A 20,752-nucleotide genomic window follows, 5' to 3' on the forward strand; every position below is an offset into this window, starting at 1 on the left:
TTCTAATGCACATTACATACGATCTCCCAGTTGCAATTGAAGATATCCTCGAAGCGAAAAAAAGACTTGCGGGGAAAATTTATAAAACGGGAATGCCTCGCTCTAACTATTTTAGTGAACGTTGCAAAGGGGAAATTTTCCTCAAGTTTGAAAACATGCAGCGTACCGGTTCATTTAAAATCCGTGGTGCTTTTAACAAGCTCAGTTCATTAACCGAAGCTGAAAGATGTAAGGGCGTGGTGGCTTGCTCTGCAGGTAACCATGCGCAAGGTGTTTCTCTCTCCTGCGCTATGCTCGGAATCGACGGCAAAGTGGTGATGCCGAAAGGCGCACCGAAGTCTAAAGTAGCGGCAACCTGCGATTATTCCGCAGAAGTTGTGCTGCACGGCGACAACTTCAACGACACAATCGCTAAGGTTAGCGAGATTGTGGAAACTGAAGGCCGTATCTTTATTCCACCCTATGATGACCCGAAAGTTATTGCTGGTCAGGGCACTATTGGTCTGGAAATTCTGGAAGATCTGTACGATGTCGATAACGTGATTGTGCCAATTGGCGGTGGTGGACTGATTGCTGGTATTGCGGTGGCAATTAAATCTATTAACCCGACCATTAAAATTATTGGCGTACAGTCTGAAAACGTTCACGGCATGGCGGCTTCTTTCCACGCTGGAGAAATAACCACGCACCGAACGACCGGCACCCTGGCGGATGGTTGTGACGTTTCCCGCCCGGGTACTTTAACGTATGAAATTGTTCGTGAGTTGGTGGATGACATTGTCCTGGTCAGCGAAGATGAAATTCGCAACAGCATGGTGGCATTAATTCAGCGAAATAAAGTTGTGACTGAAGGTGCCGGCGCGCTGGCATGCGCAGCATTATTAAGCGGGAAATTAGATAGCTATATCCAGAACAGAAAAACAGTCAGCATTATTTCTGGCGGTAATATCGACCTTTCTCGTGTATCTCAAATTACTGGTTTAGTTGACGCTTAATATACTTCGTTGAGGATAGGATATGAGTACTACTGATAGCATTGTATCCAGCCAGACAAAACAGTCGTCCTGGCGCAAATCGGACACCACCTGGACACTGGGTTTATTTGGTACAGCCATCGGCGCTGGGGTGCTGTTCTTCCCTATCCGCGCAGGTTTTGGCGGACTGATCCCCATTCTGATCATGCTGGTGTTAGCATACCCCATCGCTTTCTATTGCCACCGTGCGCTGGCACGCCTGTGTCTTTCCGGTTCTAACCCTTCCGGTAACATCACAGAAACGGTTGAAGAGCACTTTGGTAAAACGGGCGGCGTGGTTATCACGTTCCTCTACTTCTTTGCGATTTGTCCGCTGCTGTGGATTTATGGCGTCACCATTACCAACACCTTTATGACCTTCTGGGAAAACCAGCTGCAGATGCCAGCGTTAAACCGTGGCTTCGTGGCGCTGTTCCTGCTGCTGCTGATGGCATTCGTCATCTGGTTTGGTAAAGATCTGATGGTTAAAGTGATGAGCTACCTGGTATGGCCGTTCATTGCCAGCCTGGTGCTTATCTCTCTGTCACTGATTCCTTACTGGAACTCTGCGGTTATCGATCAGGTTGATATCAGCAATATCGCCCTGACTGGCCATGACGGCATCCTGGTTACCGTATGGCTGGGTATTTCCATCATGGTGTTCTCTTTCAACTTCTCGCCAATCGTTTCTTCCTTCGTCGTCTCTAAACGCGAAGAGTATGAGAAAGATTACGGTCGCGAATTCACCGAGCAGAAATGTTCTAAAATCATCTCCCGCGCCAGTATGCTGATGGTTGCGGTGGTAATGTTCTTCGCCTTTAGCTGCCTGTTCACGCTCTCTCCGGCAAACATGGCGGATGCGAAAGCGCAAAACATTCCTGTGCTGTCTTACCTGGCAAACCACTTCGCTTCACTGTCCGGTACGAAGTCCACCTTCGCAACTGTTCTGGAGTACGGTGCTTCAATCATCGCCCTGGTTGCTATCTTCAAATCTTTCTTCGGCCACTATCTGGGGACGCTGGAAGGTCTGAACGGTCTGGTGCTGAAGTTTGGTTACAAAGGCGATAAAACGAAAGTTTCTGCCGGCAAACTTAATACCATCAGCATGATCTTCATCATGGGCTCCACCTGGGTTGTGGCTTACGCCAACCCGAACATCCTGGACCTGATTGAAGCAATGGGCGCGCCGATTATTGCCTCTCTGCTCTGCCTGCTGCCGATGTATGCCATCCGTAAAGCGCCATCACTGGCGAAATACCGTGGCCGTCTGGATAACGTGTTTGTTACCGTGATTGGTCTGCTGACCATTCTGAACATCGTCTACAAACTGTTTTAATCCTTAAGCTCAGGATGAGCGGAGTAGTGAAATGAATGAGTTTCCGGTAGTACTGGTTATTAACTGTGGTTCGTCTTCCATTAAATTCTCAGTGCTGGATGCAGCAAACTGTGAAGTTTTAATGGCGGGAATTGCAGACGGTATTAACTCTGAAAATGCGTTCATAGCAATTAATGGAGGAGAGCCAGCTAAGCTGGCTCACCACAGCTACGAAGACGCATTAAAAGCAATTGCCGTTGAACTGGAGAAACGTAATTTAATGGACAGTGTGGCCTTAATTGGCCACCGCATTGCCCACGGCGGAAATATCTTTACCGAATCAGCAATTATTACTGACGAAGTTATCGATAATATTCGCCGGGTATCGCCATTAGCCCCGTTACATAATTATGCGAACCTGAGTGGGATCGAATCTGCTCAGCACCTTTTCCCAGGCGTGCAGCAGGTGGCGGTATTTGATACCAGCTTCCACCAGACGATGGCTCCTGAAGCCTATCTGTACGGTTTACCGTGGAAATATTTTGAGGAGTTGGGCGTTCGTCGTTATGGCTTCCACGGCACGTCGCACCGCTATGTTTCTCAACGGGCGCATGAGCTTCTTGACCTGCAGAGTGATGACTCCGGTCTGGTTGTGGCGCACCTTGGGAACGGCGCGTCAATCTGTGCGGTACGTAATGGACAGAGCGTTGATACCTCAATGGGCATGACGCCGCTGGAAGGGCTGATGATGGGCACACGCAGCGGCGACGTCGATTTCGGCGCGATGGCGTGGATTGCCAGCGAAACCAACCAGACGCTCGGCGACCTTGAGCGCGTAGTGAATAAAGAGTCCGGTTTACTGGGTATTTCCGGTCTGTCCTCTGACTTACGTACGTTAGAAAAAGCCTGGCACGAAGGACATGAGCGTGCGCAGCTGGCGATTAAAACGTTTGTGCATCGTATTGCACGCCATATCGCCGGACATGCCGCATCGCTGCATCGTCTTGATGGGATTATTTTCACCGGCGGAATTGGTGAGAACTCGGTATTAATTCGTCGTCTGGTTATTGAACATCTCGCCGTTTTAGGGGTGAATATCGACAGCGAAATGAATAGCCTGCCAAATTCCCATGGCGAAAGAATTATCTCTAATAAAGATGCTCGTGTTATTTGTGCGGTTATTCCCACAAATGAAGAGAAAATGATTGCGCGTGATGCCATTGCCTTAGGCAAAATTAATACACCAGTAGAATTTGCATAATTAAATTTCAGCAGAGAGATTATTTTTCATGAAGGTAAATATCGATACCAGCGATATGCTGTATGCCGAAGCCTGGAATGGCTTTAAAGGTACGGACTGGAAAGAAGAAATTAATGTCCGTGATTTTATTCAGCACAACTATACGCCTTATGAAGGGGATGAATCTTTCCTCGCCGAAGCAACGCCTGCGACCACTGCATTGTGGGAAAAAGTTATGGCGGGCATCCGTATTGAAAACTCGACGCACGCGCCGGTTGATTTCGATACCAATATTGCTACCACGATAACCGCGCATGATGCGGGTTATATTGAACAAGAACTGGAAAAAATCGTCGGTCTGCAAACGGATAAGCCGCTCAAGCGTGCTCTGCATCCGTTTGGCGGCATCAACATGATCAAAAGCTCTTTTGATGCTTATGGTCGTGAGATGGATGCTGATTTTGAATACCAGTTTACTGAACTGCGTAAAACCCATAACCAGGGCGTATTCGACGCCTACTCTCCGGATATGCTGCGCTGCCGTAAATCCGGCGTGCTGACCGGCCTGCCGGATGGCTATGGTCGTGGTCGTATCATCGGTGATTATCGCCGCGTCGCGCTGTACGGTATCCGCTATCTGGTACGTGAGCGTGAACTGCAGTTTGCCGATCTCCAGTCGAACCTGGAGTGGGGCCAGAATCTTGAAGCCACGATTCGTCTTCGCGAAGAGCTGTCTGAACACCGTCGCGCCCTGCTGCAAATGCAGGAAATGGCGGCGAAATACGGCTGCGATATCTCCCGTCCGGCGCGTAATGCGCAGGAAGCGGTGCAGTGGGTGTATTTTGCTTACCTGGCTGCGGTGAAATCGCAGAACGGTGGCGCTATGTCGCTGGGCCGTACCGCATCGTTCCTCGACATCTACATTGAGCGCGACTTCAAAGCGGGAATTTTAAACGAGCAGCAGGCGCAGGAGCTGATCGACCACTTCATTATGAAGATCCGTATGGTGCGCTTCCTGCGTACGCCGGAATTCGACACCCTGTTCTCAGGCGACCCAATCTGGGCGACCGAAGTTATCGGCGGTATGGGACTGGATGGCCGCACGCTGGTGACGAAAAACTCGTTCCGCTATCTGCATACGCTGCACACCATGGGCCCGGCACCTGAGCCGAACCTGACGGTGCTGTGGTCTGAGCAGCTACCGATAGCCTTCAAAAAGTACGCCGCCCAGGTGTCTATCATCACCTCGTCTTTGCAGTATGAAAACGACGATCTGATGCGTGCCGACTTTGACAGCGATGACTATGCCATTGCCTGCTGCGTCAGCCCGATGGTTATCGGCAAGCAAATGCAGTTCTTCGGGGCACGTGCCAACCTCGCCAAAACGTTGCTGTATGCAATCAACGGCGGCGTGGATGAGAAGCTGAAAATCCAGGTCGGGCCGAAAACGGCACCGCTGATGGATGACGTGCTGGACTACGACACGGTGATGGAGAGCCTGGACCACTTTATGGACTGGCTGGCCGTGCAGTACATCAGCGCGCTGAACATCATCCACTACATGCACGACAAGTACAGCTACGAAGCTTCGCTGATGGCGCTGCACGATCGTGATGTCTATCGCACGATGGCCTGTGGTATGGCGGGTCTGTCCGTGGCGGCGGATTCTCTGTCGGCTATCAAATACGCTCGCGTGAAACCGATTCGTGATGAAAATGGTCTGGCAGTTGATTTCGAAATCGAAGGCGACTATCCGCAATACGGCAACAACGACGAGCGCGTAGACAGCATTGCCTGCGACCTGGTTGAACGCTTTATGAAGAAAATTAAGGTGTTACCAACCTACCGTAACGCGGTGCCGACGCAGTCTATTCTGACCATTACCTCCAACGTGGTGTACGGACAGAAAACCGGTAACACGCCGGACGGACGTCGCGCAGGTACGCCGTTTGCGCCAGGGGCGAACCCGATGCACGGCCGCGATCGTAAAGGTGCGGTGGCGTCGTTAACCTCGGTTGCCAAACTGCCGTTCACCTATGCCAAAGACGGTATCTCGTACACCTTCTCCATTGTGCCGGCAGCGCTGGGCAAAGAGGATGGAGTGCGTAAAACCAACCTGGTCGGTCTGCTGGACGGTTACTTCCACCATGAAGCACATGTGGAAGGTGGTCAGCATCTAAACGTTAACGTTATGAACCGTGAAATGTTGATGGATGCCATTGAGCACCCGGAAAACTATCCGAACCTGACGATCCGCGTGTCTGGTTATGCGGTGCGCTTCAACGCGCTGACCCGCGAACAGCAGCAGGATGTTATTTCACGTACTTTCACCCAGGCGCTCTGACGCCGGAGGGACTATGAGAAAAGTAATTGCAACCGAATGTGCGCCAGGGGCGATTGGGCCTTACGTACAGGGTGTGGATCTGGGCAGCATGGTGTTGACGTCAGGTCAAATCCCGGTGTGTCCACAGACCGGTGAAGTGGCTGAAAACGTGGCCGATCAGGCGCGTCAAAGCCTGGAAAACGTGAAAGCGATCGTCGAGTCCGCAGGTTTGAAAGTGAGCGATATCGTGAAGACGACCGTTTTCGTTTCTGACCTGAACGACTTCGCCACCATTAATCAGGTGTACCAGCAGTTCTTTGATGAGCATAAGGCAATCTACCCCACGCGCAGTTGCGTGCAGGTCGCCCGCTTACCAAAGGATGTGAAACTGGAGATTGAAGCCATCGCCGTACGTGGCGACACGCTGTAATCCCTTGCGGGGCGATCTCAGGATCGCCCCGATCCTTAATGAGTGTGAAACCTGGTCTTCACTGAACGGCAATCCGAGGGTGTGGATATGATTAGCGCATTCGATATTTTTAAGATTGGCATTGGGCCTTCCAGCTCCCATACCGTGGGGCCAATGAACGCAGGTAAAAGCTTTATCGATCTGTTGGTCAGCTGTGGGGAACTCCCCAAGGCTACGCATATTGTGGTCGATCTTTACGGATCGCTCTCCCTGACCGGAAAAGGTCATGCGACAGACGTCGCCATCATAATGGGACTGGCCGGTAACAGTCCGCAAAACGTTAATATAGATTCAATCGCTGGCTTTATTCAGGAAGTGGCCCGTACCGGACGTTTACCGGTTGCAGAGGGCACGCATATTGTCGATTTCACTCCAGATAAAAATATTCTTTTTCACGCCGAAACGCTGCCGCGCCATGAAAATGGCATGCGTATCACCGCATGGAACGGCACCGAGACGCTATTAAGCAAAACCTATTACTCCGTCGGCGGTGGTTTTATCGTTGAAGAGGAGCAATTTGGTCAGGCGCATGATGTTGAAGCACACGTGCCCTACAATTTTCATTCCGCCAGCGAACTACTGAAACTGTGTGAGCGTAACGGGCTGTCCGTTTCCGGTCTGATGATGCAGAACGAACTGGCGATGCGCAGCAAAGAAGAAATCGATGCTGGCTTTGCCGCCATCTGGGATGTCATGCACGCCGGGATTGAGCGCGGCATGAACACCGAAGGCGTCCTGCCGGGTCCATTGAACGTCCCGCGCCGCGCCGTGGCATTACGCCGGTTGCTGGTTTCCAGCGATAACCTGTCCAGCGACCCGATGAACGTTATTGACTGGATCAACATGTTCGCGCTGGCCGTGAGCGAAGAAAACGCCGCCGGATGCCGGGTTGTGACGGCACCGACCAACGGCGCATGTGGAATTATCCCTGCCGTATTGGCCTATTACGACAAGTTCCGCCGTCCGGTGAATGCAAACTCCATTGCCCGTTACTTGCTGGCCGCGGGGGCGATAGGGGCGCTGTATAAGATGAACGCCTCTATTTCTGGTGCCGAAGTCGGCTGTCAGGGTGAAATTGGCGTAGCCTGTTCAATGGCGGCAGCCGGGCTGACCGAGTTGCTCGGCGGTAGCCCGTCGCAGGTTTGTATTGCGGCGGAAATCGCCATGGAGCATAACCTGGGGCTGACCTGCGATCCGGTTGCTGGACAGGTGCAAATACCGTGTATTGAACGTAATGCGATCAACGCGGTAAAAGCCGTCAACGCCGCACGCATGGCGCTACGTCGCACATCTGAGCCACGCGTTTCGCTCGATAAAGTGATCGAGACCATGTATGAAACGGGCAAAGATATGAACGACAAATACCGCGAAACGTCACGCGGTGGTCTGGCGATTAAAGTGGTCTGTACCTGAGATGAAAGGGTGCGTTTGTAGGCCGGATAAGGCGTAAGCGCCGCCGCTCCCTTGCATCCCAGGCTCCCGGCGGGAAAATCGTCGCTGCGCGAGCTATTCGTCTTATTCCGTCTGCCTGTCGGGTCGGGGCCGAGCCTGCATCCATGCAGGCCGTCCCCTCTGCCCGCATCCCTGCGGGCAGTCCCGGTCAGCCGTCAACGCCTCATCGATTTTCAGCCGGACCGGGGTCATCGCTTCAACCCTCTGACTTCCAGTTAAATCTGTTTTGCTGTTTTAACAAAAAACGCAGAAGGTGAGGTGTTAACTGATCAGCATTAGCACTTTGGTGTACATTTTTTGTTGTGATCTGCTTCAAAAATAGAATTTAAATCCTATACATGCATATAAAAGAGAAAATATTTCTTAACTTTTAGAAATTACAGGGGTTTGTTTGTGAAGTTTTTCTCTGATCCTGCGCGTATGATTTCTTCATTACTCCAATAGCTCACCTGCACCTAAGTACTGCGTATCGCATTGATGCAGTACGAAAAAAATATAAAAACCTCTACCTACACATTGAGCGGGAAATTATGGAAACGGCAACGAATAGTAGCGTAATACTCGACGCATCTGCTCCGGCACGTCGGGCGGGAATGACCGAAAGCGAATGGCGTGAAGCCATTAAGTTCGACAGCACGGACACCGGCTGGGTCATTATGAGTATCGGTATGGCAATTGGCGCGGGGATTGTTTTTCTTCCTGTCCAGGTAGGATTGATGGGGCTGTGGGTGTTCTTGCTCTCCTCTATCATCGGCTACCCAGCCATGTACCTGTTCCAGCGCCTGTTTATCAACACGCTGGCTGAGTCCCCAGAGTGTAAAGACTACCCGAGCGTGATCAGCGGCTATCTGGGTAAGAACTGGGGCATCCTGTTAGGTGCGTTGTATTTTGTGATGCTGGTTATCTGGATGTTCGTTTATTCCACCGCCATCACCAATGACAGCGCCTCCTATCTGCACACGTTTGGTGTGACGGAAGGTTTACTGTCCGACAGCCCGTTCTATGGCCTGGTACTGATTTGCATCCTGGTGGCTATCTCGTCACGCGGGGAACAAATGCTGTTTAAAATCTCCACCGGTATGGTAATGACCAAGCTGCTGGTTGTGGCAGCGCTTGGCGTGTCGATGGTAGGGATGTGGCATCTGCATAACGCGGGTTCACTGCCGCCGATGGCGCTGCTGATCAAAAATGCGATCATCACTCTGCCGTTTACGCTGACCTCGATTCTGTTTATTCAGACCTTAAGCCCGATGGTTATCTCATACCGTTCACGCAACAAATCCATCGAAGTGGCGCGCCATAAAGCCCTGCGTGCCATGAACATCGCGTTCGGTATTCTGTTTGTTACCGTCTTTTTCTACGCCGTTTCCTTCACGTTGGCGATGGGCCACGACGAAGCGGTTAAAGCTTATGAGCAGAACATTTCCGCTCTGGCGATTGCCGCGCAATTTATCAATGGTGCGGGTGCTGGCTGGGTGAAAATCGTCAGCGTTATTCTGAACATTTTCGCCGTTATGACCGCTTTCTTCGGTGTCTACTTAGGTTTCCGTGAAGCGACTCAAGGGATCGTGATGAACATTCTGCGCCGCTATATGCCGGCTGAGAAAATCAACGAAACCTTTGTTCAGCGCGGCATTATGATTTTTGCCATCCTGCTGGCCTGGAGCGCAATTGTGCTCAACGCGCCGGTGCTGAGCTTCACCTCTATTTGTAGCCCTATCTTCGGCATGGTGGGTTGTCTGATCCCGGCCTGGCTGGTCTACAAAGTTCCTGCACTGCACAAATACAAAGGCGCTTCCCTGTATCTGATTATTTTCACGGGCCTGCTGTTGTGCGTTTCTCCGTTCCTGGCATTTTCCTGAGATATTTGAGCAAAGGTTGTTGTTATGTTTGAGACTACATTGAATCCATTATGGGATAGTTTTATCCGCGCGGTGCAGGAAGAAGTTAAGCCTGCGTTGGGCTGTACAGAACCTATCTCTCTGGCTCTGGCGGCGGCGGTTGCCTCCTCTGAGCTGGACGGCGCGGTTGAACGCATTGACGCGTGGGTCTCACCGAACCTGATGAAAAACGGCATGGGCGTTACCGTGCCGGGTACCGGAATGGTCGGGTTACCTGTCGCGGCGGCGCTGGGTGCGCTGGGGGGAAATGCCCGTGCCGGTTTAGAGGTACTGAAAGATGCGTCACCACAAGCGATCGCCGATGCGAAAGCGATGCTGAGCGCTGGCAAGGTTGCGGTGATGCTGCAGGAGCCTTGCGAGGACATCCTCTTTTCCCGCGCGAAGGTTTACAGCGCTGAAGGATGGGCGTGCGTGACGATTGTGGGCGGTCATACCAACATTGTGCACATTGAGACCAATAAGGGCGTAGTGTTCACCACAGAACAGAATGCTCAGGAAGAGGAACAGGAGTCGCCGCTGGCGGTACTGTCTCACACCTCGCTGGAAGAGATTCTGGCGTTCGTGAATGCGGTACCGTTTGAGTCAATCCGCTTTATCCTCGATGCGGCAAAACTGAACGGTGCGCTGTCTCAGGAAGGGCTGCGCGGTAACTGGGGTTTGCACATCGGAACTACGCTTGAGAAGCAGTGTGCGCGTGGCCTGCTGGCGAACGATCTTTCCACCTCTATTCTGATCCGCACCAGTGCGGCATCGGATGCGCGAATGGGCGGGGCGACGCTGCCGGCCATGAGCAACTCCGGCTCCGGTAATCAGGGCATTACCGCGACTGTTCCGGTGATGGTGGTGGCCGAGCACTTTGGTGCGGATGAGGAGAAACTGGCACGTGCGCTAATGTTGTCTCATCTGAGCGCTATCTACATCCATCATCAGCTTCCGCGTTTGTCTGCACTGTGTGCGGCAACTACGGCGGCGATGGGGGCAGCAGCGGGGATGGCATGGATCGTAGATGGTCGCTACAACACCATCGCGATGGCGATCAGCAGCATGATTGGCGACGTGAGCGGAATGATATGCGATGGCGCTTCAAACAGCTGCGCGATGAAAGTCTCAACCAGTGCTTCCGCGGCGTGGAAAGCGGTACTGATGGCGCTGGATGATACTGCTGTAACTGGCAACGAAGGGATTGTGGCGCATAACGTGGAGCAATCTATCGCTAACCTGTGTGCGCTGGCGTGTCGTTCGATGCAGGAAACCGACAAGCAGATTATTGAGATCATGGCCAGTAAGGCACATTAATCTATAGGCCGGGTTAGGCGTTGACGCCACCCGGCATAAGTCTAAGCCGCCTGTTCAGGCGGCTTCTTCGTCTTCCAGCCGTAGTTCGGCATCGGCCACAATCGCTTCCAGCTCTGTCAGCATTTCTTCATAGCCGAAGGTAACTGTTTCCTGTTTTTTCGGCTCAACCTGAGGCTGGCGTTTTTTTGATGATTTCTTGCTCAATAGTCGTACTCCATTGTTTTCCCTGACTATACGGGCAAATCTATCAGCAAAGCGCGCAGCGGGGTATCGGCGACTAACGTTATGTTAGTTTCGTCACGAATAAATGCCCCATCGCCACAGGTGAGCGCTTCTTTTTCGGCGCCAGACGTCACCGCATGGAATCTGCCGTGAATCGACTGTAAATAAGCACGTGGCCCATGTAACTGAAAACTCAACGATTCACCTTGCTGTAGCTCAACGTGGTGCACCCATACCTGTTGGCGCAGATGCAGGCTGCCTTGTTCACCGTCCGGCGAGGCCAGCAACTGATGCTTACCGGTGCTCAGCGTGGCTTTCTGTACACAGGCGTTTTCACGCTGCGGGCAGGCGTCCAGCCAGAGCTGCATCCGGGTTAACGGTTTGTCTTTGCTGATATTGTGTTCGCTATAGCTAATCCCGGGCTGTGTCGCGAGCAGCAAAACTTCACCTGCTTTGGCCTTGATATGGTTGCCTTCGCTGTCTCGGTACTCCGCTTCCCCTTCGAGGATCAGATTGACGATATCCACCTTCGGATAGGTCCGTGGCTGGAAAGAGGCCCCCGGTGCCAGAACTTCCTGGTTCAGAACACGCAGCGAGGCATAACCCAGCAGTTTAGGATCAAAATAGTGTCCAAAGGAGAAGGTATAACGGGCCTGCAGCCAGCCGTAGTCTGCTTGCCCGCATTGTTTGGCTGTACGGGTAGTAATCATAGTTCTTGACCTCTCTTTACTTCCTTTTATGTTAAATGGCTAGACGCTGCATTGTTAGCCAGATATTCTGCCCGGTATGTTCAAATTTCCTGAATGAGAACGAGATGGCCAAAGAAAGGGCTTTAACGCTTGAAGCGTTACGCGTCATGGACGCAATAGACAGACGCGGTAGTTTTGCTGCTGCGGCAGACGAACTGGGACGCGTTCCTTCCGCACTTAGCTATACCATGCAGAAGCTGGAGGAAGAGCTGGACGTGGTGCTGTTTGACCGTTCAGGCCACCGCACAAAATTTACTAACGTTGGGCGTATGTTGCTGGAGCGCGGGCGCGTACTGCTGGAAGCTGCGGATAAACTGACTACCGATGCCGAAGCATTGGCTCGCGGTTGGGAAACGCATCTGACTATCGTTACCGAAGCGCTGGTGCCGACGGCGGCGTTTTTCCCGCTGATCGACAGGCTTGCCGGGAAGGCCAATACCCAGCTTTCCGTTATTACCGAAGTTCTGGCCGGGGCGTGGGAGCGTCTTGAGCAGGGGCGGGCGGATATCGTGATTGCGCCGGATATGCATTTTCGCTCATCCTCAGAAATCAACTCGCGCAAGCTGTACTCGCTGATGAACGTCTATGTAGCGGCCCCGGATCATCCCATCCATCAGGAGCCGGAACCGTTATCGGAAGTCACCCGCGTTAAATACCGTGGGATCGCGGTGGCGGATACCGCCCGTGAACGTCCGGTGCTGACGGTTCAACTGCTTGATAAGCAGCCGCGTCTGACGGTGAGTACGATAGAAGATAAACGTCAGGCGCTGTTGGCAGGACTTGGCGTGGCGACGATGCCGTACCCACTGGTGGAAGAGGATATTGCGGCTGGTCGGCTGCGGGTCGTTAGTCCGGAATCGACAAGCGAGATAGATATTATTATGGCCTGGCGTCGTGACAGCATGGGCGAGGCGAAATCCTGGTGTCTGCGGGAAATCCCCAAGCTGTTTGCGGGTAAATAGCCTGACTGTTACGCCGGATGCGGTGCGAAGCACCTTATCCGGCCTGGAAGACGGAGTATGTTGTAGGCCTGATAAGCGCAGCGCCATCAGGCATCTACATATGCTACGTCAGGATAACTGTTTGGGATCGGGCCCGAAGCGGTTACTCCCCTGAGTCCCGTTTTGACAGTTGAAAATGATGATCACCAGCCAGCCTACGATCGGGATCAGCAGCACCAGTAGCCACCAGGCTGAACGATCGGTGTCATGTAAACGCCGGAACTGTACCGCCCACCACGGAATAAAGACCAGAACCCCGTAAATCGTCGTTAATATGCCTTCTCCACCGGCGCGCTCCCAGCCAAACATTCTGTCCAGAATACCCAGCACGAATGAGAAGATGATGTTGACCAGCACAAACATCCAGTATTCTTTACGACGTGCGCGGCCACCAAAACCAAAGTAATTCTTTAATACGTTTAAATACCAATCCATTTTTGCCTCGTTCTGCATTCAATTACTTGTTTTTAAAGTAATCAAATTAAGAATAGCCGTGAATGAAATGATGGTAAATATTTACGGTATTAATTATTTAGCCCCCAAATGGGGGCCTGTGTATATCATGCGAAACGCTCGTCACGCCCATGAGGTTCGTTGAGGTCCTGCCACGGCCCAACAGAAATAATGCCGGTCGGGTTAATGGTTTTGTGGCTACGGAAGTAGTGATTGCGGATATGATCGAAATTGACGGTTTCCGCAATACCCGGCATCTGGTAGATATCACGCAGGAAACCGTACAGGTTCAGATAGTCGCTAATCCGGTGTTTGTCGCACTTGAAGTGGGTGACATACACGGGATCAAAGCGTACCAGCGTGGTCCACAGGCGAATGTCGGCCTCGGTTAGCTGGTCGCCGGTCAGGTAGCGATGTTGCCCAAGGATCTGCTCCAGTCGTGCCAGAGATTGAAAGACGTTATCCACGGCGTCGTCGTAGGCTTCCTGACTGGTGGCAAATCCGGCTTTATACACGCCGTTATTAACGTTGTCATAAATCCAGCCGTTCAGCTCGTCGATTTTGCTTTGCAGGGCAGGGGGATAGTAATCTCCGGCTTTGGCGCCCAGCGCATCAAACGCGGTGTTAAACATGCGGATGATTTCTGCAGATTCGTTGCTGACAATGGTGTGGTTCTTTTTATCCCACAGCACCGGAACGGTGACCCGACCACTGTAGTGCGGATCGGCGTGTAAATAGAGCTGATAAAGAAATTCGTGTTGATACAGGGTATCGCCGGTTGCCGCCGGGAAGTTATCGTCAAAGGTCCAGCCGTTTTCCAGCATCAGCGGATGCACAACAGAAACGGAAATAAACGGTTCCAGCCCTTTGAGTTTGCGCAAAATCAGCGTGCGATGCGCCCACGGACAGGCCAGAGAAACGTACAGATGATAGCGGTCTTTTTCGGCAGCAAAGCCACCTTCACCGGTCGGGCCAGGCGCGCCATCCGCGGTGAGCCAGTTACGGAAAGCCGATGCTGAACGTTGAAATTTTCCACCGGTTGATTTGGTATCGTACCAGGTGTCATGCCAGACGCCGTCAATCAGTTGTCCCATTATCTCTCTCCCGGATAGCAAAACGAGGAGTAAACCCCCTCGTCTTTTAATAAGTATATACCCTAAATAATTCGAGTTGCAGGAAGGCGGCAAGGGAAGAAACTCCCAGGAGCATAGATAACTATGTGACTGGGGTTTCTGAGTGAAGCCAACACACCTGCAACTTGAAGAATGACGGGTATAGTTTGATTACCACTTTTTATTCAGTACACGGTCAATACTAAATGCGCCTGGACCGGTGATAGCCAGCAGCAGGAAACCGCCTGCGATGGTCAGGTTTTTCATGAACATCAGAGAGTTCACACCTTCCGCAAAGTTGCTGTGGAAGAGGAACGCCGTCAGCAATGTGAAGCCTGCGGTGAACAGCGCGGTTGTACGGGTCAGGAAACCGAACAGAATTGCCAGACCGCCGCCAAACTCAAGCAGAATCACCAGCGGCAGCATAAATCCTGGGACGCCCATGGCTTCCATGTACTGTTGGGTACCCGCATATCCGGTGATTTTTCCCCAACCTGCGGTAATAAACAGGATTGGCATCAGAATGCGCGCTACCAGTACACCAACATCTTCTAATTTCTTCATCATACTCTCCAGGAAACCACTCAGGCGGCTTATTGTGTTTTTTTGTGCATCGACGCTGCAGAGCGCGTCGTTGCTGTCGATGGAGAGAATCATAAACGTGCTTAATGAGAATTGTTAGCAAGGAAAACTGTCAGTATTTTTCAAAAATTTTGAGGTTGGGGGCAAGGAAAGGATTAGCCGCGCAGTTGCTGCTGTCTGATGGTCGATTTCACCAGACGCCAGATACTCCAGACGCTAAAGCCGCGCTTAGCCCAGCGTACCAGCAGATTTGGGTTGCGGATGGTGCGAACCGCCATAATACTGCTCCCGACCAACACCCAGCCACGCAGGTTCAGTAGCGTCTTCCAGCCACGATCGTAGACCTCGGTGGCTTCCAGCCAGTCGCGGCGAGTCGCAGACAGATCCAGCCGTTGCTGCTGGATCTGTCCAAGCAGTTGCGCCTTACGCTTTTGACGTTCGACTTTGCTGCTCATTATGCATCATCCTCCAGGGCTTGCCTGTCATTAGCGAGTTCCTGGCGTGTATGGCGTAGCAGCGTTGTTTTACGTGCTTTACGCAGCGTCCATATCCCGCCAATCAGCGCTAACAGCAACAGCACAACGGTGGTGGCAATCATGGCGTTCAGGCGGTATTGAGGGTCAATGGCCCAGATGATAAGCACCATCAGGCTCATCAGGCCAAACGCCGCGAACAGCATAGTCAGCCCAAGCATCAGCAGGATCTGGATGAGATTGGCTTTTTCCTCTTCCAGCTCAACGACGGCCAGCCGCAGCCGTGTTTCTACGATCTCAACGAGAATCGTCAGGATCCGCTGTCCAATACCCAGTACGCCTTTGCCTGGACCTTGTGCGTGTTGAGAATCAGCCATTGTTAACGGCGCGACAGCAGTACACCAAGCACCACACCGACTGCAGCGCCAATGCCGACGCCTGTCCATGGGTTTTCGCGCACGTAGTTATCGGCTTTAGCCGCGGCCTCACGGGTCTGTTTGGCGATTACATCGCTGGTTTCACTCAGACGATGGCGGCTCTCGCGCAGCGCATGTTCGGCTTTGCTGCGAATTTTACTCATCTCTTCCTTCGACTTATCGCCAGAGGAGCTAAGTACTTCTTCAAGCGTATCCGCAAGAGATTTCAGCTCAGCGCGCAGGTTTTCCGTAGCATTATCTTTCGACATAGTTTTCTCCAGTTGAGTGGCTAGTTACCGTACTTAGTAATCGCGGGTCTCGAGTTCTTTTAGCTCTTGCTGAGCTTCAGCAAGCTTGTGTTCACGCTTTGCTACCTTATCCGCATCGCCTTTTTGCTTAGCTTCGGCTAAGTCACGTTGACGCTCGGCAATCTCATTTTTCTGCTCGGCGATCTTTTTCTGATGGTTAGCGCGCAGTTTGCTGTCAGTACAGTTAGCTCTGACTTCGCTCAGCGCTTTGTTCAGCCCATTGATACGGCTCTGATTGTTGTGTTTTTCGGCATAGCTAATCTCCCGCTGAATGTCTTGTTCTTTTTCCTGACAGAGGGTGGTGGCGTAGCTGCCGGCACTGAGAGCGAAAAGGCTAATTGCCAAAGCGATGCGGTATTTCATTCTTGAACCTTCCATTGTGATTCGACCTCGTCGTTTAGGGTCGATGCTCCAGAATAATAAAGCGTTGGGTCATAAACCCAGTTTATTAATCATAGGCGCTAAACGGTGAAATCACCAAAGTGAGTGATCTAATTCAGATTCCTGGAAATTAACCAAAACGGTGTGGGGTCTCACGTAAGCGGGATAACCACTGAACCGCCTGATTATTATCATCCTGCTGAGCGATAACGAAACCGTGCGGTAACGTTCGATCCAGTACGACCTTCGCCGCTGCGCTCTGTGCACTGGAATCAAAGGTAATCAGCAGGGCGTCATTTTGCGGAGTGATGCTTTTAAAACGAATGCCGTTGGCATCCAGGTGATGCCAGATAGAGAAGCCATCAGGCATGCTGGCTCCCTGGTTTACGGCACGAATGGCAAGCGTTGACTCCTGCTGGCGAATGACCGACCAGGTCAGGAGCAACGCGCCGATGAACAACATAAAAGTGGTGGACCAGGCAAGTCGTCGGAGCGTTATGCATGATTTCAGCATAATTTACCCTCGGTTCCCGTATTTCTTTTTCCAAAGAACAACCAGTGAACCTGCCAGACCAAACACCAGTAACACCACAGGAAGCAGCATCAGGCAAGACATCAGCTGATCTTCATATTTGAGAAACACCGGTGTTTTGCCCAGCAGATAGCCCAGCGATGTGAGAATAAGGACCCAAAGCAGTCCGCTCATCCAGTTGAAGAACTGAAAGCGCGCATTGTTCAGGCCGGACAATCCTGCGATGGTCGGCAGTAATGTTCTGACAAACGCGATAAAGCGGCCGACCAGCAACGCAGACAAGCCATGCTTATGGAACAGATGATGCGCACGCTGATGATAATGTGCAGGAAGATGAGATAACCAGTTTTGCACGGTGCGGGTATTACCCAACCATCGACCTTGTATATAGCTGAGCCAGCAACCAAGGCTGGCTGCGGTGGTGAGCAGCAGTACCGTTTGCGGAAAACCCATTGCGCCTTTGGCAATAAGTACGCCGACCAGTACCAGCAAGCTGTCGCCAGGTAAAAAGGCTGCTGGCAGCAGTCCGTTTTCCAGAAACAAAATAGTAAAGAGTACAAAATAGAGCATGCCAATCATGGAAGGATTGGCCAGCGTTTCAAAATCCTGAGCCCATAAAGCATTTAGTAATTGAGTCAGTAGTTCCATTCAATATTCCTGGAGAATCGGTTGTCGTCATGCCGGTTTTCTGGATTTTGTAACACCACGATTTTATTAATATTTTTTACATGACTTGTGGTCTGTTACAAACTCACGGCCTGAACTATTCCCTGTAAAGTTGTGAAGTTAGCAAGCTCTTAAACACAAAAATTCAAACAGCATCTAATTGTAACAAAGGTCAACGTAGTCCGTTATAGAAATTACGGTTGTTGAACTGTGATTTTGCTTATCGCAATGGAGGGAGGCGAGAGGATTTACACAGGCTGACACTTTATACCTAACGCTTACCAAGTGTCAGAAACAGGCGCGTGGTCGCGCCTGCATTGATAAGATTGTTTATTTTGCGCTGTTAGCCGCTGTATCGAGATGAACGACCGGATTTTCGGTAAATAGATAACGGTCCGCATTGAACTCAAAATCATCGCTGGTTTCGTTAAACAGCATCTGCTTCGTGTTCTCAAGATGCTGCCACATCGCAAGTTTGGCGGCATGAGGATCTTTGCGAATCAGCGCCCGAAGGATCTGGTCATGGTCATCACACCAGTTATCAACCGTGCGCAGGTCGATGTGGTCGTGCAATTTCTTCCAGTAGGGGTTGTGAATACGCTGAGTCCACATTTTTTCAACAATCGCGGCCAGAGCCGAGTTCTGCGTTGCCAGGGCGACCTGCACATGGAACTGGAGATCCCACTCGGAGTCACGAAAGCTTTTTTCGTTACGTGATTTCTCCTGAATCTCCATCAGCTTCATGATGTCCTGTTTGGTCACCTGGGTGGCGGCAAACTCGGCAATGTTACTCTCAATGAGCTGACGCGCCTGGAGCAGCTCGAAAGGACCGTAGCTGGCAAATTCCAGGTTTTCATCTGGCGCAACATAATGTCTGGGTTGGTTGGAAATGACGTGGATCCCCGATCCTTTGCGCACCTCAACGTAACCCTCTACCTCGAGCATGATAATTGCTTCACGAACCACGGTACGGCTGACATTTTTTTCATCGGCGATAAAGCGCTCGGCAGGGAGTTTGTCACCCACCAGATAGACGCCTTGCTCAATGCGTTCTTTCAGATCAGCTGCAAGTTGTTGGTACAAACGTCGTGGTTCGGTGATTTCCATATGCGCTCCAGGCATGATACGGCAGACTATATTTGTTATACCACTTTTGCGATTACTGCTCCACTCGCGGCGATAAAAAAGCCGCCAGATGACTGGCGGCTTTGCATTATATACCCTTGATGAAAAGCAGCGGGTTAATTTTGCGGAGCGGGATCGCCAGTCTGTGATCCCGAGTCGACCTCGCTGGCCGATTTGTTTTGCAAGACCGTCCAGATAACGAGTGCGCCGAGCAGGTCGAATACCGCCAGTACGGCGAACAGCGGGCTAAAGCCGATAGTGTCAGCCAGTGCGCCAACAACCAGTGCAAACAGCGTACTGGCAAGCCAGGCGGACATACCGGTCAGACCGTTTGCCGTTGCCACTTCATTACGACCAAATACGTCAGAAGAAAGCGTAATCAGCGCACCGGACAGCGCCTGGTGAGCAAAGCCTCCGACGCACAGCAGGGCGATAGCAATGTACGGGCTGGTGAACAGACCAATCATCCCTGGGCCAATCATCAGCAATGCGCCCATGGTGACGACCATTTTACGTGAAACGATCAGGTTAACGCCGAACCAGCGCTGGAACAGCGGCGGTAAGTAGCCCCCAACGATACAGCCCAGGTCAGCAAACAGCATCGGCATCCAGGCAAACATCGCAATCTCTTTCAGGTTAAAGCCGTAGACTTTAAACATGAACAGCGGGATCCAGGCGTTGAAGGTACCCCAGGCCGGCTCTGCCAGGAAACGCGGCAGCGCGATGCCCCAGAACTGGCGGTTACGCAGGATCTGACCGAGCGACATTTTTTTCGAGGTGTTGTTTTTATGCTGTGATTCCTGACCATTCAGAATGTAATCACGTTCTTCATCAGACAGTTTTTTCTGGTCGCGCGGGTGTTTGTAGAACACAAGCCAGCACATCGCCCAGATGAAGCTCAGCGCACCGGAAATAATGAATGCCATCTGCCAGCTGTGCATGACGATTGCCCAGACGACCAGCGGCGGAGCAATCATCGCACCGATAGAAGAGCCGACGTTAAAGTACCCCACGGCAATTGAACGTTCTTTTGCCGGGAACCACTCAGAACTGGCTTTCAAACCCGCAGGGATCATTGCGGCTTCAGCGGCACCTACCGCGCCACGCGCCAGCGCCAGTCCACCCCAACTGCCAGCCAGTGCGGTCGCGCCGCAGAAGACGGCCCACAGAACGGCGAACATCGCGTAACCAACTTTTGTGCCGAGCACATCGAGCACGTAGCCGGCAACGGGTTGCATTACGGTGTAAGCAGCAGAATACGCTGCGATGATATAGGAATACTGTTGAGTGGAGATGTGTAACTCTTCCATCAGAGTTGGCGCAGCTGCCGCCACAGTGTTACGTGTCAGGTAACCCAGCACGGTGCCAAGCGTCACCAGTGCAATCATGTACCAACGTAACCCTTTAATTTTACGCATGTAAAACCTCATCGTTTTGTTATGTCCGCGAACGAGCGGTCATCTTCCAGTTCAGGGCGGAGGATGTTCTTTTACGAGGGGGGACCGAAAAAAAGCCGGTACTCCCCGAACTTTGCCATGTCAATAATTGTGCTAATTCGGTTTCCGTACCGGTCAATCCGATGGTGATACATCGGTAATTTGCATTCCGTCGGCTTATGTATCGCGACGGCCAAAAGATAACTTGTCATACAGCTTTAAAAGGTGAGTGCCATCACAAAAGTGTGAATCTTCGTGTGGTCATTATTTCGATTCAGCAAAGCCAG

Annotated in this window: 22 protein-coding genes; 9 read left to right on the forward strand and 13 right to left on the reverse strand. The window is 51.8% G+C overall.

Annotated features, from left to right (window positions below):
* Positions 1-5 precede the first annotated feature (5 nt).
* The 8 genes from tdcB to ACHHZ7_RS10055 all read left to right on the forward strand — a co-directional run bounded on the left by tdcB (position 6) and on the right by ACHHZ7_RS10055 (position 11,009).
* Positions 6-995 carry a bifunctional threonine ammonia-lyase/L-serine ammonia-lyase TdcB gene (gene tdcB / locus ACHHZ7_RS10020; RefSeq protein ID WP_003828594.1) on the forward strand — a complete coding sequence of 330 codons (990 nt, stop codon included), beginning with the start codon at positions 6-8 and terminating at the stop codon, positions 993-995.
* A 22-nt stretch (positions 996-1,017) separates the two neighbouring features.
* The gene (gene tdcC / locus ACHHZ7_RS10025) at positions 1,018-2,349 is read left to right on the forward strand and encodes a threonine/serine transporter TdcC (protein WP_008785886.1); all 1,332 of its coding nucleotides are present in this window, start codon (positions 1,018-1,020) and stop codon (positions 2,347-2,349) included.
* A 31-nt stretch (positions 2,350-2,380) separates the two neighbouring features.
* Positions 2,381-3,589, forward strand: a complete 1,209-nt coding sequence (gene tdcD, locus ACHHZ7_RS10030) for a propionate kinase (protein ID WP_060683153.1) — start codon at positions 2,381-2,383, stop codon at positions 3,587-3,589.
* A gap of 28 nt (positions 3,590-3,617) precedes the next feature.
* A complete protein-coding gene (pflB, locus tag ACHHZ7_RS10035; RefSeq protein WP_043017750.1) occupies positions 3,618-5,912 on the forward strand; it encodes a formate C-acetyltransferase in 2,295 nt (764 codons plus the stop codon).
* Between the two features lie 13 nt (positions 5,913-5,925).
* A complete protein-coding gene (locus ACHHZ7_RS10040; protein ID WP_003828585.1) occupies positions 5,926-6,321 on the forward strand; it encodes an enamine/imine deaminase in 396 nt (131 codons plus the stop codon).
* 87 nt (positions 6,322-6,408) lie between these two features.
* Entirely contained in the window at positions 6,409-7,773 is a 1,365-nt protein-coding gene (tdcG, locus tag ACHHZ7_RS10045) for an L-serine ammonia-lyase (protein WP_048236822.1), read from the forward strand.
* Between the two features lie 569 nt (positions 7,774-8,342).
* Positions 8,343-9,674: an amino acid permease gene (locus ACHHZ7_RS10050; RefSeq protein ID WP_020996346.1), complete on the forward strand. Its 1,332-nt coding sequence runs from the start codon at positions 8,343-8,345 to the stop codon at positions 9,672-9,674.
* 24 nt (positions 9,675-9,698) lie between these two features.
* Positions 9,699-11,009 carry a serine dehydratase subunit alpha family protein gene (locus ACHHZ7_RS10055; RefSeq protein WP_008785880.1) on the forward strand — a complete coding sequence of 437 codons (1,311 nt, stop codon included), beginning with the start codon at positions 9,699-9,701 and terminating at the stop codon, positions 11,007-11,009.
* Between the two features lie 54 nt (positions 11,010-11,063).
* Here ACHHZ7_RS10055 and ACHHZ7_RS10060 read toward each other — a convergent pair whose 3' ends face one another.
* On the reverse strand, positions 11,064-11,213 hold the full coding sequence (locus ACHHZ7_RS10060; protein WP_003828578.1) for a hypothetical protein: 150 nt from the start codon (positions 11,211-11,213) through the stop codon (positions 11,064-11,066).
* A 26-nt stretch (positions 11,214-11,239) separates the two neighbouring features.
* The gene (locus tag ACHHZ7_RS10065; protein ID WP_060683154.1) at positions 11,240-11,941 is read right to left on the reverse strand and encodes a pirin family protein; all 702 of its coding nucleotides are present in this window, start codon (positions 11,939-11,941) and stop codon (positions 11,240-11,242) included.
* Positions 11,942-12,045: 104 nt separating this feature from the next.
* Between ACHHZ7_RS10065 and yhaJ the strand changes: the two genes are divergently transcribed.
* Positions 12,046-12,942, forward strand: coding sequence for a DNA-binding transcriptional regulator YhaJ (gene yhaJ, locus ACHHZ7_RS10070; RefSeq protein ID WP_003024855.1), 897 nt, complete (start codon positions 12,046-12,048; stop codon positions 12,940-12,942).
* A 108-nt stretch (positions 12,943-13,050) separates the two neighbouring features.
* On the opposite strand, the gene ACHHZ7_RS10075 is transcribed toward yhaJ, so the two are convergent.
* From ACHHZ7_RS10075 to ACHHZ7_RS10125, 11 genes are all read right to left on the reverse strand, one after another.
* A complete protein-coding gene (locus ACHHZ7_RS10075; protein WP_060683769.1) occupies positions 13,051-13,416 on the reverse strand; it encodes a DUF805 domain-containing protein in 366 nt (121 codons plus the stop codon).
* A gap of 125 nt (positions 13,417-13,541) precedes the next feature.
* Positions 13,542-14,528, reverse strand: a complete 987-nt coding sequence (yqjG, locus tag ACHHZ7_RS10080; RefSeq protein WP_008785878.1) for a glutathionyl-hydroquinone reductase YqjG — start codon at positions 14,526-14,528, stop codon at positions 13,542-13,544.
* Between the two features lie 189 nt (positions 14,529-14,717).
* Positions 14,718-15,110, reverse strand: a complete 393-nt coding sequence (locus tag ACHHZ7_RS10085) for a DoxX family protein (protein ID WP_003024847.1) — start codon at positions 15,108-15,110, stop codon at positions 14,718-14,720.
* Positions 15,111-15,283: 173 nt separating this feature from the next.
* Positions 15,284-15,583 carry a YqjK-like family protein gene (locus ACHHZ7_RS10090; protein ID WP_003828569.1) on the reverse strand — a complete coding sequence of 100 codons (300 nt, stop codon included), beginning with the start codon at positions 15,581-15,583 and terminating at the stop codon, positions 15,284-15,286.
* Positions 15,583-15,978: a phage holin family protein gene (locus tag ACHHZ7_RS10095; protein WP_003828567.1), complete on the reverse strand. Its 396-nt coding sequence runs from the start codon at positions 15,976-15,978 to the stop codon at positions 15,583-15,585. Before ACHHZ7_RS10095 ends, ACHHZ7_RS10090 begins: the two co-directional genes overlap by 1 nt.
* Before the next feature lie 2 nt (positions 15,979-15,980).
* On the reverse strand, positions 15,981-16,286 hold the full coding sequence (locus ACHHZ7_RS10100) for a YqjD family protein (RefSeq protein WP_003024832.1): 306 nt from the start codon (positions 16,284-16,286) through the stop codon (positions 15,981-15,983).
* 33 nt (positions 16,287-16,319) lie between these two features.
* Positions 16,320-16,688: a DUF1090 domain-containing protein gene (locus ACHHZ7_RS10105; RefSeq protein WP_032941739.1), complete on the reverse strand. Its 369-nt coding sequence runs from the start codon at positions 16,686-16,688 to the stop codon at positions 16,320-16,322.
* A 148-nt stretch (positions 16,689-16,836) separates the two neighbouring features.
* Positions 16,837-17,205 (reverse strand): EnvZ/OmpR regulon moderator MzrA, encoded by a 369-nt coding sequence (gene mzrA, locus ACHHZ7_RS10110; protein ID WP_162623447.1) that lies wholly within the window; start codon positions 17,203-17,205, stop codon positions 16,837-16,839.
* A gap of 18 nt (positions 17,206-17,223) precedes the next feature.
* The gene (gene yqjA / locus ACHHZ7_RS10115) at positions 17,224-17,886 is read right to left on the reverse strand and encodes a DedA family general envelope maintenance protein YqjA (protein WP_003828561.1); all 663 of its coding nucleotides are present in this window, start codon (positions 17,884-17,886) and stop codon (positions 17,224-17,226) included.
* 348 nt (positions 17,887-18,234) lie between these two features.
* On the reverse strand, positions 18,235-19,011 hold the full coding sequence (gene exuR / locus ACHHZ7_RS10120; RefSeq protein WP_003828559.1) for a transcriptional regulator ExuR: 777 nt from the start codon (positions 19,009-19,011) through the stop codon (positions 18,235-18,237).
* A 134-nt stretch (positions 19,012-19,145) separates the two neighbouring features.
* A complete protein-coding gene (locus ACHHZ7_RS10125; protein ID WP_048215487.1) occupies positions 19,146-20,447 on the reverse strand; it encodes an MFS transporter in 1,302 nt (433 codons plus the stop codon).
* Positions 20,448-20,752: the final 305 nt, after the last annotated feature.

The organism is Citrobacter freundii complex sp. 2024EL-00216 (assembly GCF_043945515.1).
Taxonomy (GTDB): domain Bacteria; phylum Pseudomonadota; class Gammaproteobacteria; order Enterobacterales; family Enterobacteriaceae; genus Citrobacter; species Citrobacter portucalensis.

Bases quoted from the DNA above. Each gene is read 5' to 3' on its own strand.
- yqjG (WP_008785878.1), bottom strand. From the start codon at position 14,528: ATGGGACAACTGATTGACGGCGTCTGGCATGACACCTGGTACGATACC.
- ACHHZ7_RS10050 (WP_020996346.1), top strand. From the start codon at position 8,343: ATGGAAACGGCAACGAATAGTAGCGTAATACTCGACGCATCTGCTCCG.
- tdcD (WP_060683153.1), top strand. From the start codon at position 2,381: ATGAATGAGTTTCCGGTAGTACTGGTTATTAACTGTGGTTCGTCTTCC.
- tdcB (WP_003828594.1), top strand. From the start codon at position 6: ATGCACATTACATACGATCTCCCAGTTGCAATTGAAGATATCCTCGAA.
- ACHHZ7_RS10090 (WP_003828569.1), bottom strand. From the start codon at position 15,583: ATGAGCAGCAAAGTCGAACGTCAAAAGCGTAAGGCGCAACTGCTTGGA.
- ACHHZ7_RS10095 (WP_003828567.1), bottom strand. From the start codon at position 15,978: ATGGCTGATTCTCAACACGCACAAGGTCCAGGCAAAGGCGTACTGGGT.
- ACHHZ7_RS10105 (WP_032941739.1), bottom strand. From the start codon at position 16,688: ATGAAATACCGCATCGCTTTGGCAATTAGCCTTTTCGCTCTCAGTGCC.
- exuR (WP_003828559.1), bottom strand. From the start codon at position 19,011: ATGGAAATCACCGAACCACGACGTTTGTACCAACAACTTGCAGCTGAT.
- tdcG (WP_048236822.1), top strand. From the start codon at position 6,409: ATGATTAGCGCATTCGATATTTTTAAGATTGGCATTGGGCCTTCCAGC.
- ACHHZ7_RS10055 (WP_008785880.1), top strand. From the start codon at position 9,699: ATGTTTGAGACTACATTGAATCCATTATGGGATAGTTTTATCCGCGCG.
- ACHHZ7_RS10085 (WP_003024847.1), bottom strand. From the start codon at position 15,110: ATGAAGAAATTAGAAGATGTTGGTGTACTGGTAGCGCGCATTCTGATG.
- ACHHZ7_RS10125 (WP_048215487.1), bottom strand. From the start codon at position 20,447: ATGCGTAAAATTAAAGGGTTACGTTGGTACATGATTGCACTGGTGACG.
- ACHHZ7_RS10100 (WP_003024832.1), bottom strand. From the start codon at position 16,286: ATGTCGAAAGATAATGCTACGGAAAACCTGCGCGCTGAGCTGAAATCT.
- ACHHZ7_RS10075 (WP_060683769.1), bottom strand. From the start codon at position 13,416: ATGGATTGGTATTTAAACGTATTAAAGAATTACTTTGGTTTTGGTGGC.
- ACHHZ7_RS10040 (WP_003828585.1), top strand. From the start codon at position 5,926: ATGAGAAAAGTAATTGCAACCGAATGTGCGCCAGGGGCGATTGGGCCT.
- yhaJ (WP_003024855.1), top strand. From the start codon at position 12,046: ATGGCCAAAGAAAGGGCTTTAACGCTTGAAGCGTTACGCGTCATGGAC.
- tdcC (WP_008785886.1), top strand. From the start codon at position 1,018: ATGAGTACTACTGATAGCATTGTATCCAGCCAGACAAAACAGTCGTCC.
- pflB (WP_043017750.1), top strand. From the start codon at position 3,618: ATGAAGGTAAATATCGATACCAGCGATATGCTGTATGCCGAAGCCTGG.
- yqjA (WP_003828561.1), bottom strand. From the start codon at position 17,886: ATGGAACTACTGACTCAATTACTAAATGCTTTATGGGCTCAGGATTTT.
- ACHHZ7_RS10065 (WP_060683154.1), bottom strand. From the start codon at position 11,941: ATGATTACTACCCGTACAGCCAAACAATGCGGGCAAGCAGACTACGGC.